Annotated in this window: 7 protein-coding genes and 2 tRNA genes; 4 read left to right on the top strand and 5 right to left on the bottom strand. The window is 43.3% G+C overall.

The genetic code is table 11. From position 1 onward, the window contains the following. Positions 1–304 precede the first annotated feature (304 nt). Positions 305–380: transfer RNA gene (locus ACFO4O_RS02350), tRNA-Val, on the top strand. A 107-nt stretch (positions 381–487) separates the two neighbouring features. Beyond that, a tRNA-Val gene (locus tag ACFO4O_RS02345) sits at positions 488–563 on the top strand. Between the two features lie 253 nt (positions 564–816). On the opposite strand, the gene ACFO4O_RS02340 is transcribed toward ACFO4O_RS02345, so the two are convergent. Further along, the gene (locus tag ACFO4O_RS02340; RefSeq protein WP_382405703.1) at positions 817–1,011 is read right to left on the bottom strand and encodes a hypothetical protein; all 195 of its coding nucleotides are present in this window, start codon (positions 1,009–1,011) and stop codon (positions 817–819) included. Between the two features lie 583 nt (positions 1,012–1,594). Between ACFO4O_RS02340 and ACFO4O_RS02335 the strand changes: the two genes are divergently transcribed. Both ACFO4O_RS02335 and ACFO4O_RS02330 read left to right on the top strand, forming a co-directional pair. Beyond that, positions 1,595–4,678, top strand: coding sequence for an efflux RND transporter permease subunit (locus tag ACFO4O_RS02335; protein ID WP_382405702.1), 3,084 nt, complete (start codon positions 1,595–1,597; stop codon positions 4,676–4,678). Continuing rightward, a complete protein-coding gene (locus ACFO4O_RS02330) occupies positions 4,675–5,793 on the top strand; it encodes an efflux RND transporter periplasmic adaptor subunit (protein ID WP_382405700.1) in 1,119 nt (372 codons plus the stop codon). The genes ACFO4O_RS02335 and ACFO4O_RS02330 overlap by 4 nt, the downstream gene beginning before the upstream one ends. Here the strand turns inward: ACFO4O_RS02330 and ACFO4O_RS02325 are convergent. From ACFO4O_RS02325 to ACFO4O_RS02310, 4 genes are read right to left on the bottom strand one after another with little or no spacing between them, the layout of a single operon-like run. Further along, complete coding sequence (locus ACFO4O_RS02325) at positions 5,790–6,491, bottom strand: ABC transporter ATP-binding protein (protein ID WP_382405698.1); 702 nt, start codon at positions 6,489–6,491, stop codon at positions 5,790–5,792. The two genes, ACFO4O_RS02330 and ACFO4O_RS02325, sit on opposite strands and share 4 nt — an antisense overlap. A gap of 8 nt (positions 6,492–6,499) precedes the next feature. Next, positions 6,500–7,888 carry a DUF3526 domain-containing protein gene (locus tag ACFO4O_RS02320; protein WP_382405697.1) on the bottom strand — a complete coding sequence of 463 codons (1,389 nt, stop codon included), beginning with the start codon at positions 7,886–7,888 and terminating at the stop codon, positions 6,500–6,502. Then, a complete protein-coding gene (locus ACFO4O_RS02315; RefSeq protein ID WP_382405695.1) occupies positions 7,885–9,291 on the bottom strand; it encodes a DUF3526 domain-containing protein in 1,407 nt (468 codons plus the stop codon). The genes ACFO4O_RS02320 and ACFO4O_RS02315 overlap by 4 nt, the downstream gene beginning before the upstream one ends. An 18-nt stretch (positions 9,292–9,309) precedes the next feature. Continuing rightward, positions 9,310–11,364 carry a TonB-dependent siderophore receptor gene (locus tag ACFO4O_RS02310; RefSeq protein ID WP_382405694.1) on the bottom strand — a complete coding sequence of 685 codons (2,055 nt, stop codon included), beginning with the start codon at positions 11,362–11,364 and terminating at the stop codon, positions 9,310–9,312. Positions 11,365–11,546 lie beyond the last annotated feature (182 nt).

The raw sequence follows: 11,546 nt of genomic DNA, 5'->3' as shown, positions 1-11,546 counted from the left end.
TAGCTCAATTTTATCAGATTTCGTATTGACACCGAGCGACTCAACTCTATAATACGCGTCCACTTGCTGAGTATCACATGCTGGTGAGTGAGAAGAACAACAACGGATGCTTAGCTCAGTTGGAAAGAAGAGCAAGCATCGCCGCCTTTTACAAAAGAGGGGCGAGGGTCACTGGTTAAAGCCCGTGGCTCGAAGGAAAATAACGGACGCTTAGCTCAGTTGGAAAGAAGAGCAAGCATCACCGCCTTTTACAAAAGAGGGGCGAGGGTCATTGGTTAAAGCCCGTGGCTCGAAGGAAAATAACGGACGCTTAGCTCAGTTGGGAGAGCATCGCCCTTACAAGGCGAGGGTCACTGGTTCAAGCCCAGTAGCGTCCACCACTTTCTTTTTTTGAGTACAGTGGGTATGCGTGGCGAGACTGGTTCAATCACACCGTGACGAACCACAGTAGCGTCCACCATCTTTTCTTCAATTAAATCAATACAATGGACGCTTAGCTCAGTTGGGAGAGCATCGCCCTTACAAGGCGAGGGTCACTGGTTCAAGCCCAGTAGCGTCCACCACTCCTTTCTTTTAAACATCATCAGACATGCAAGGCGAGACTGGTTCAATCACACCGTGACGAACCGCAGTAGCGTCCACCACTCCTTTCTTTTAAACATCATCAGACATGCAAGGCGAGACTAGTTCAATCACACCGTGACGAACCGCAGTAGCGTCCACCACTCCTTTCTTTTAAACATCATCAGACATGCAAGGCGAGACTGGTTCAATCACACCGTGACGAACCGCAGTAGCGTCCACCACTCCTTTCTTTTAAACATCATCAGACATGCAAGGCGAGACTGGTTCAATCACACCGTGACGAACCGCAGTAGCGTCCACCAACTTATTTTTCAAGCACTTAGCGAACTCTTCTCTGCATAAAATATCACCAACTTTATTTTGTGCGACGCCAATGGGGCCATAGTGGGTCGTGAATGGGGTTTTTGTGGGACATTTGTGGGACATCGACTTGTAGCGCCCTACCCTGTAGACCGCGTATGTTTTGCGCTCTGGCAATGTATCAGTGTGCAAATTGTTGAATCTTGCTTTTACATCGTTCTGTATTTTTTAAATTGTGTGGCAGATTAGGCTTGTACGTTTTTTAACGAATTAGCATTGAATTTATGCTTACATTTTGCATCGCATTGACGATTGCATCTCACAAGATGAAATTTCCCAACAACACTTAATTGTTCTCTGTATCGACCTGCACATTGCGAGCAGAGTACTTGCTAATGTTGGCAAAGTACATTTGTCCACCAATAGGCGAGAAATGGCGACATGGCTTCGCTCAATTCCTCGACAACATTCAGCGAGAACCAAATAAAAGCTAATTTTGATAAGCAAACCTTGGGAATCAAGCCGTTGTATTGTTTTGAAGTGCATTGTGCTCGCTCAATATAAAAGCGTCATTGTATCAAGCATTCTTTTACAGCGCTGATATCAAACCTGATGAAGCAAAATATTATGTTATATTATATCAGATTTATTGATATCATAAGAAGAAGGATGCGCCTATGCAATTATATGCACAACGAAATAAATAATAATGAACATAACTTACCGAGCACTAAAAAGCCCCAGTAGTGTTTTCATCTCACTAATTTTGATTCTCCTTTTGGGTGTGATGAGCATCTATAAACTGCCCATCCAGCTTACCCCAGATATACAGCAGCCCCAGATATCAATCTACTCAGGATGGCGACAAGCTGCGCCAGAAGAAGTCGAGTCCGTCATTATTGAACCTATCGAGAATGCGGTGAAAAATACACCGGGCGCGTTACGTGTGGAAACTCAAATCTCGAGTGGACAAGGCACAATCACACTCACTTTTGCTGTAGGGACAGATATGCAAGAGGCAATGCTAAATGTACTGACCAGTTTAAACCAGACTCCCCCTCTTCCATTAGATGCCATAGACCCAGTAGTGACCGCCGGTGGCGGTAGCAGAGGAGGAAATTCCGTCGCTACCTTATTGGTGACAAAAACGGATACTGAAGATATAGATTTAAGTTTTGATATGTCGCGCTACCAAAAAGTAATGGATGAAGTTGTTGAGCCGCGTCTAGCTCAAATAAAAGGGGTTGCAAGTGTTAATTTGGATAGTGAGAGAAGCCGAGAATTACGCATTGAATTCAATCCTTATAAGGCCGCAGCTTATGGCGTAAACATAAGTGATCTTCGGCAAACGCTCAATGCTGCGCAAGATACCTCCGCTGGCCTGTCTAGTGTCGGAAGGCGTCAATATACCGTTCGATTCACTGGTCAGTATTCGTTAGATGACTTGTTAAATATGCGTGTTGCCTATTCAGACCAGCGACCGATTTATCTTAGAGACATAGCAAGCGCGCGCGAAACATTTTCTGACCGCACGAGTATGGTAGGACGAAATGGTAAGCCTGCCTATTATATTCGTCTAGTTAAAAGCAATGACGCCAACACAGTTGAAGTGTTAGATGAACTCAATATCGCTATCAAAGAGTTAAATCAGGGCCCTCTTAAATTAGCGAGTTTGCAGATGGAACTAAGTTTTGACGCTTCGGTGCATATACGAAATGCACTTGCGCTGGTGCGAGATAATCTTGGGTTAGGGGTTTTATTATCCTGTTTGATTTTGAGTTTATTCTTTAGAGACGTCAAAAGAACATTTTTTGTTGCTTGCACAATACCCGTTTCCTTGTTGGTGGCATTAATTGCGTTAAACATATTTGAACGAAGTATCAATGTAGTTTCCTTAGCGGGCCTTGCCTTCGCTGTTGGATTAGTTATTGACGCTGCGATTATTGTGCAGGAAAACATAAGCAGTCAAAAAACAAATAGCTTAGACAGATTCAAAACAGCCTTGTTAGGCACTCGACAAGTGTCGGCTGCATTATTAGCATCTACCGCCACTACGGTCGCCATATTTTTGCCTATCGTTTTTTTAGAAGGTGTTGAAGGTCAGTTGTTTTCTGATTTAGCACTGACCTTATCAATCGCCGTTGTTTCCTCGCTTCTATGTGCACTGACACTTATTCCACTTCTAAATTATATGTTTCCAAAGCACAGTACAAAAGACGACCCTTACATTCATTACTGGCATCGATTAAGTAAGTTCGTTATGCAACTTTCTAACTCAAGGGCCAAACAATTTTCATGGATAGCAGGTTTACTTGGTGGCGCGTTTTTTATCATTATGACACTTATGCCAAAAACAGATTTTATGCCACGAGCACCCACTGATGGTTTCTTTTTCTCTCTGGTGTCTCCGCCAGGCGCGAATATAGAGTATCTTGAAGACGAAGTGATGCAGCGCATAAAAGACAGATTAATGCCCTACTATCTTGGTGAAAGAGAGCCAGCGATAAAAGACTTCAATTTCTATGTGTTTGGCACTGTAGCAGGAGGTTTTATCTACTCAGCCGACCCGATGCGCGTAGACGAGTTGATTGATATAACAAGAAATGAGGTGTTTTTAGATTTGCCCGACACCCAGGCCTTTGTTTCAAGAGCGTCGATGATACAAGTTAACAGTGGTGGTGACGGCAGAAATATAAATGTTGATTTTGTTGGGCCAGACCTTAACGACCTGATTTTGGGTGCTCAAAAAACCTTGGATTTGTTAAAGGAGTCTTTCCCAGAGGCATCAGCGAGGGCGCAACCTTCGCTCGATATCGCCGAGCCTGAATTAAGACTTACACCAAATGATAGACGGATCACTCAGGCAGGACTCAATCGACAGGATGTTTCTGTTGCGGTTCAAGCCTTTACAGGCGGTTTGTTTGTTAACGAGTATTTCAACGGCAATGAAAGACTAAATGTAATTTTGCGCTCGACTCCTTGGGAAAGTGTAGAAGCGCTCAGTAACTTGCCAATTTATACACCAAATTCGGGTATACAAACATTGGGGGAACTCTCACATATAGAACGAACGGTGGGCCCGAGTCAGTTACGCAGAGTCAACGGAAATCGAACAGTGTCGATAATAATTACGCCTCCAGATGATATGAGTTTAGAGCAGGCTCAGAGTATTTTACAAAGCGCTATTTTACCGAGTATTAGAAGTGAAGTAGCTGAATCAGTCAGTGTTTTGCTATCGGGAAATACGCAAGATCTAAACCTTGCCATTCACCAGATGGGTATTAACTTTGCCTTAGCGATGATGATCCTGTTTTTACTGCTAGTTGGCTTGTTTAAATCGGTCATTGATAGTCTTTTAGTATTGTTGATTATGCCACTTGCCCTAGCTGGAGGCGTGTTGGCATTGTTCTTTTTGAATCTATTTAGCTTTCAATCACTGGATTTGCTGACAATGATTGGTTTCATTATTTTACTCGGCCTAGTTGTTAACAACGCCATATTGTTAGTTGACCAGACGCGCAAGGGAGAAAGCACGGGATTGTCTCGACAGGTCGCTGTAATGCAGGCAGTTCAGCAAAGGGCTCGCCCCATATATTTAAGCACGCTCACAAGCCTTGTTGGGATGCTTCCATTAATGCTGGTACCCGGAGCTGGCTCAGAAATTTACCGTGGACTTGCGAGTGTGATTGTGGGTGGAATGGCGGTTTGTGCAATCTTCACATTAATATTAATGCCATGTTTGCTTCAACTAGGAACGCAAAAAAATGTAGCCGCAGTAGGGAGAAATGCATGATGACGAAGCTTTATGTTTTGAGTGTCTTAACGATGTTTTATTTTATAAACACAGCAAGCGCTTCGGTGCCAGTCACGGTAGAGCCTGTACAATATGATGTAATTGAAACAAAAATAATGGTTACTGGCACTGTGCATGGAAAACAAGATGTTGTATTAACCGCTGGCATTGACGGTCGTTTGACCTATTTAGCGGAGCCTGGTGAGCGTATAGAAAAAGGTGGCGTGTTGGCCTCAATTGATACTTTTGCGCTTGAAATCGAAAAAGCACGTCAGCAAGAAATGATGAATCGAGCGAATGTTAACCTGAAACTTCATAAACAAGAGCTTTCGCGCATAAAGAAGCTCGCGCAAACCAACAGCGCGGCGATTACACAATTGGACATACTTCAAAATCGTCACGACCTTGCGTTGTCAGATATTGCACTGGCTGAACTTGCCATTAAAGAGATTGATCATCAGCTTGAAAGAGCACAAATTAAAGCGCATTTTTCAGGCGTCGTCAGTCAACGCTTTATTCGTGAAGGTAGAGAGGTTAATCGTGCAGAAGAGTTATTACGATTTATTGATACAGATAATCTTGAAGTGCGAATGTATGTGCCTGTAAAACACTTACCCTTTATAAACAAAACAAGTAAAGTGAGGTTCATCGCTGATGATAAAACAATGATATCGGCCGCAAATAAAAATACCGCTGAAGATGAGTATGCAAACTCAAGTGGCCCAGAGTCATATGCTCAGATTGTATCAATAATACCGGCAACAGATCCGCGCTCTCAAACCTTTGAAGTGAGGGCTAAAATATCACATGGCATAATCGCCAACTTTGCGGTCGGCCAGCTTATCGATGCTCAACTACTATTGCCTTCAAAAAGCGCAGAACTCTTGGTCAATCGAGATGCTATTATCATTCGTCAAAGCGGTACACATGTGGCTCGTGTATCTTCTGAAGGAAAAGTTGATTTAGTATCGGTTCAGGTCGGCTTAGGGGCAGAAGACTTAGTTGCTGTGCGGGCCATCCCCCCTAATACACTCTCAGAGTCAGATAAGGTAGTGGTGCGTGGAGCAGAGCGCTTAACACAAGGACAAGAAGTTAACATCCAAAATATGCCTTAGGCCATTTCTTGAAGATATATTTCCTCTAAGGCATTCGCTGATAATGTATCCGTTGACATTACTCTAGTGAGTTTTCCTTGGCGCATTACGCCAACGCGGTCAGCTACTTCCTTTGCTCTAAATAAATCATGTGTTGCCATCAGTATCGCCGCACCACGAGAGCGTTGTTCGCTTATTAAGTTATGAAAATCAACACTCGCTTTAGGGTCAAGCCCAGAGGTAGGTTCATCTAACAGCAATGCCTTTGCATCTTTGGCGATAGCAAGCGCAATCCCCACTTTTTGGCGCATCCCCTTTGAATACTCCTTAGTCCTTTTATGAAAGGCAGTTGAAGCTAAGCCGGCCTTATCCAAGATATCTTCTAGCGTCGCTTTATTTCTATTCTTAACTCCTGCAAGTGCGCTTAAGTACTGAAGGTTTTCAAAGCCAGTCAAATCCTCATATAAGGCAACATTTTCCGGAATGTACAAAGTGCGCCTGCGCACTTCTAAAGGAGCTGACTGAGGGCAAAATCCACACACACTCGCACTGCCGTCTGACGGCGTTAAAAAACCGAGGAATAAATTCAAGGTTGTACTTTTGCCCGCACCATTAGCACCCAATAAGCAAAAAATCTCTCCGGCATTTACCTCTAGATTTAAATTTTGCAGTGCATAGTTTTGATTAAATTTCTTACTCAATTGAGTCGCTTTAAACATGTTAGTCCTTAGTCAACTTTTGCCCGTCTAGAGCGTAAAAAGAAAAACCCTAAAAACAGAAATATGTACAACAATAAAGCAATTGACTGGCTTTTCAGCTCTGCGGGCTTAAATACATCCACAAACTCAAAGCGAGGCGCTGCGATAAAGTCACCTGCACTGAATTCTTTATCTTCATTTATGAAAGGTGTTACATAAGCACGAACATCGTCAAGGTATTTATAAGTTTGTTGCCTAAATGCAACTGCACGTTCATAGCTGAAACCAGATAAGTGGTCGAGCGAAACTTGGACAATTAGACTAGGTGATAAGTAAGCCAATATCGCTGATAGTTTATGTCGCGCTTCTTCTTTTGTGAAAAAATCTTCAACAATGGGTGATGTTAATCGATCGGCTTCTAGCTGAACGGCAAATGCTTGTCTTGCTCCGCCTGACAAGACTTTCAATTCGTCGGTGGCATTTGGGTGTTGACTTAAATAAGCATCAAGCACACTTTGTCCACGATTCTGCGCCTCTAATAATGAAGCGCGCGTTAAATTTGCCAGTTCTGCACGTGATGGCTTTGGGGTTTGGAAGTCAACAATAACCGACAAAATAGCGGGTATAAGCACAACCATAGATAGCCATGCTACACCGCTCGCAATGGCTGATTCAGTTGGTCTTTTGGTGATTGCATTAATAAAGATTAACAGCCCTAACCAAAATGCACCATACAGCAAACAAATAGCTAACACCCATAGCATTGGGCAAAAAGAACTCATTAACAGAGTACACAGGCCAGCTATTAAGGACATTGGACACACAATTAGACTAAAGTGAGCCAAAGATTTTACATAGATAAGCATTCTAAAAGAGACAGGTTCAGCCATTAATTGCTTGGCAATACCGCGCTCACGTTCACCCGTCCACAAATCATATGATAACGCGATAATAAAAAGTGGAAAAACCAAAACAATCACAAAAGTGAGGTCAAACTTTCCAGCTGCGAGGACTGTCGGGTTGCTAGTAGAACCAGCAAATTCATCGAAAATTGCGTGAGTATCGGTTATTGGGGTAACGCGAGCAATTAATGGGTAGGCTTCGATTTTAGAAACAGATACCGCTGCGGAATCTAAAAACGGGAGATGCATGTGTTCCACTTGTGCATAGGGTAATCTAGCACCTCGAGACGCCTGCTGACCGCCATTTTCAGCTTGAACAAGCTCTGATAATCGGTTTTGACTCACTTCCTTCGTCGCATTTACAATACTTTGTATACCCGTGTTGTGCGATTCGACTGACTGCCAGCCACTGAGTGTTGCGTAGCCTGCTAAAGCGGCAAACACAACTAACAACAACCAATACGAAATCTGACGTGTTAGCCTTAGATATTCGTTTTTAAATACTGCCACTATCATCTTTCTAGCCTTTTAGACGCCAAGCTTGCAAACATCAATGCGATGACCAGCCAAGTAATCAGTAAAATTAGGCTCGTCCAATGCAGGTGTAAACGTTCACTGATAGCTCGTTCAGCGTATGTAAACGATTGAACTTCTTGAAGTAGTTCTGGTGCAGCTTGATAGTCCCATGCGCTTTGTTTAGCGGCATTATTGGCTATATCGTTATTGAGTACAGAGACAAAAGAAAATCGAAAACCTTCGATGGCCTCGCTAAAGTGAATGTGCGATTCCACATCAGTACTGGCTATTCCAGAAGACCATTGCTGCATTGCGATAAGCGGCGATATTATGGTAAAAATTGAACGAGTGAGCGCTTGTTGTCGGTAAGTTTGCCAAAGCTCATCGTAGTAATTATTGCCTATTTGAGTAGCGATACGCTCACCTTCTTGGAGGGCAAGACCGTCCCAGTTAACCGGTAAGTCTTCAATATTTTCAACGCCATATTGTTCTAATACTGCTTGTCGATATTCAGCTAGCCGCTCATCGGAGCTATTGTGACCACTAGGTCCACCCTGCAGCGCTTTTTTTACCATACTTTTGAATTCAGGTGCAGTTGGGGTTGGATGCAGATATTCAGAAACATCTGCACTAAAACGAGGCACTATAAAGCAACATATAAACCAAAATGATAATAACACTGTCAATGAATTTCGAGACTGTCTACATAGTGCCGACACACCTAGTGAAATCGCTACCCATATTCCAAAATATACAAAATAAGCAAATAAAATGGTAGTAGATGACATCACAGCGTCAAGCGACGCGAATGAGGACAACACCATCAAACTAATTGAGATAGGTAAGCAAATGAAGAAAACAGCAATGACAATAGATATAAAACGTCCAAACACTAACTGTGAAGGTTTTATACCACTCGCAACTTCTTGTCGAATAAGTGCATTTGCGTGAAGTCCGCTAAATGCATTGAAGCTCGCCAAAATAATGATCAGCGGCAATAAAAGTTGAAAAGCCATGGCAGGAGTAAACTGGCCTAAGTGCAAAATAGCGCTGCCACCTTCCGCGGGGCGGTATTGAGGCGCCTGCTGCTTATGCGCTTCAAGACGCGCGACGGTGCCTAATTGTTGGGTAAGCCCAGGTTCAAAAAATGTCAAGGGAGACAAGGGTTTTGTAATATAACGGCCAAAATGTGCAGCCATATGTGGATTGACACTACCTTGTTCTAACCACAACGACGAGTCTTGTTGATTCAACTGATTTCGCTCATTTTCGATACGCTTAGTTGAGCTATAACTTGTGGCTAAAGCAACAATCGTTATCAATAGAGTTGCCATACTTAACCACCTAAGCTGGTGACTTCGCGCCAATACTTTTAAGTGCTTTAAGGCAATGAGTTTAATCATTTTGAGTGACTCAACAAATTAGAAACTGGTCGTAAACGTGATTTGCGCCACCCTAGGCTCTCCATCGATGACGAATCGCTCGCCGGTGGTAAAAAATCGCTCATCAAATATATTCTTCAAATTAAATTGAAAAATATAGCGCTTGACTTGGTAGTTGATACCAAGATCGACCACAGTGTAGCTCGGTAAAGTATCACCACTCCCGTTGGCACGTCTATCTCCAACGTAGCGAGCCCCTCCAAGGAACAAAAAGTTTTCTAGCCCCAAGGCTTCTCCCTCAAGTGTCGCGAAACCTGAAATAGCGTGTTCAGGCACAGTGACTGGCGTCAGCCCTTCATCACCGTTGTTACTGCGCGTTATCTCGGCATCTAAATACGCATAGCCAAGTTGTAATTGTAAATACTTATTTGCTTGTCCAGTAATGTCCAGTTCGAAGCCAGTATGACGCTGCTCGCCCACTAAAACACTAAATCCCGGATTATTGGGGTCTCCATTTACAATATTTGTTTGGTCGAGTCGGTAGACTGCTGCATTCAATGCAATACTGTTATTGTCATTCATCCAGCGAAGGCCAAGCTCAATTTGCTCACCCAAGGATGGCGGTGGAGTGTCTCCATTTAGCAGAGGGTCATTACCAACCTGAGGCTGAAATGACTCTGCATAGCTTATGTAAGGGGTCAGATTATTTTCTGCCAAATACATGAACGCACCGTTGAAAGTGACTTCGTCATCTGGTTGCTTTCTACTCACGCTACCATCGGGTGCGAATGCAGTGTTTTCAACATCGCTATAGCGTAGTCCAGCAACGGCTATAAATTTATCGTTAATTTTAGCGCGGTATTGAGAATAGACACCTAACTCTTCGAGCTCGTTGTTGATTTCAAAAAATGGACCTATTGGCTCTGGCTGGGCGCCATATTGAGGGTTGAAAAGACTGATAGGGGCAAGGCCAAATAAATCACCTGACTGCTCGTCGTTATATTTTTGGTGGTCTGCACCAATCACAAAGCGGTGTTCAATTGAATCGCTTTCGATTACGCCTTCAATTTGGTTGTCAATCGCAAATAAATCTCGATCGGCTAAATATTCAAATCCGCGTCGATTAATTACCTCAGTAGTTGAACCCGGGCGAGGCGCTTGCACGATCGGACCATTGAGTTCGAAATCTGAGTACCGCATGCTTGATCTGAACGTTAGAGAAGAACTAAACGCATGGCGAAGCTGATACCCAACCTGAAATTGCTCAGATTCAAGCGGTTCTATTTCGGGTTCACCTAAAAAACGCGACTGAGGAATTTCGCCATTTGGATTTGGCCTTAATGTTCCTTCAAATGGGAAACCAATAACGCGATCGTATTCATCTCGTTGATATACCGATAAAAAAGTAAGCTGAGTATCATCAGAGGGTGCCCATGTAATTGACGGCGCAATAAATTGACGCTCGGCATCCACGGAGTCTTGTACATTACCCGCGGTCGATATCACAATGGGGGCGCGAACAGACCATGAATCATCATCAGATATCGACCCACCCACATCAGCAAAAGCCCGAAGCAAGCCATAACTACCAGCTTGAATTCCCACCTCTTTAATGGCGTCAGCACTGGCGATTTTACTGTTTAAGTTAACTAAGCCTCCGGGCGCAATTTGCCCATAAAGCACCGACGCAGGCCCTTTTAATACTTCAATGGAAGAAAGTCCATAGGCTTCCTGTTGTTGCAAAAAACCTGGATCAAGACGTAGGCCGTCACGAAACTGAAAGCGCGACTGAGTAAAACCGCGGATTAAAAAATCATCAAAACCTTGTCGACCGGATAACTCAGCCTGCACCGATGGCGTGTATCGAAGAGCCTCTTCAACCGAAATTGCACCTTTTAACTCAAAATCACTAGCATCAATAATGCTTATAGCTTGAGGTGTCTCACTCAACGGCACATCAAATTTTGAAACGCGGCCCGTTACTTCGATTTTCTCGATCTCTTTAAAATCAGAACTAGAAGATTCATCGTTGGTTTGTGCAATAGTCAACATGGGAACGGCAAGTAAGGGTGCAAGCAATATGTATTTTGTCATTTGTGGAGGCTCGTTGAAAACGTTAGTTGTTATTAGTAAAGGTAAGTAAAGCTATTACGAATAAATGAGGCTATGTTATATTATAACGTTGGTCAAGCATTGTCTGCGGGAAATAGTTGAAATTCATCTGTGCGCGTGGGTTTAAGACAATTTATGTGGTGTTCTCAAAAAGAACGCTTTAT

Source organism: Glaciecola siphonariae (assembly GCF_042652645.1).
In the GTDB taxonomy this organism is placed as follows: domain Bacteria; phylum Pseudomonadota; class Gammaproteobacteria; order Enterobacterales; family Alteromonadaceae; genus Glaciecola; species Glaciecola siphonariae.
This window is presented reverse-complemented; position numbering and strand designations above follow the sequence as displayed.

Bases quoted from the DNA above. Each gene is read 5' to 3' on its own strand.
- ACFO4O_RS02340 (WP_382405703.1), bottom strand. From the start codon at position 1,011: ATGTCCCACAAATGTCCCACAAAAACCCCATTCACGACCCACTATGGC.
- ACFO4O_RS02335 (WP_382405702.1), top strand. From the start codon at position 1,595: ATGAACATAACTTACCGAGCACTAAAAAGCCCCAGTAGTGTTTTCATC.
- ACFO4O_RS02330 (WP_382405700.1), top strand. From the start codon at position 4,675: ATGATGACGAAGCTTTATGTTTTGAGTGTCTTAACGATGTTTTATTTT.
- ACFO4O_RS02325 (WP_382405698.1), bottom strand. From the start codon at position 6,491: ATGTTTAAAGCGACTCAATTGAGTAAGAAATTTAATCAAAACTATGCA.
- ACFO4O_RS02320 (WP_382405697.1), bottom strand. From the start codon at position 7,888: ATGATAGTGGCAGTATTTAAAAACGAATATCTAAGGCTAACACGTCAG.
- ACFO4O_RS02315 (WP_382405695.1), bottom strand. From the start codon at position 9,291: ATGATTAAACTCATTGCCTTAAAGCACTTAAAAGTATTGGCGCGAAGT.
- ACFO4O_RS02310 (WP_382405694.1), bottom strand. From the start codon at position 11,364: ATGACAAAATACATATTGCTTGCACCCTTACTTGCCGTTCCCATGTTG.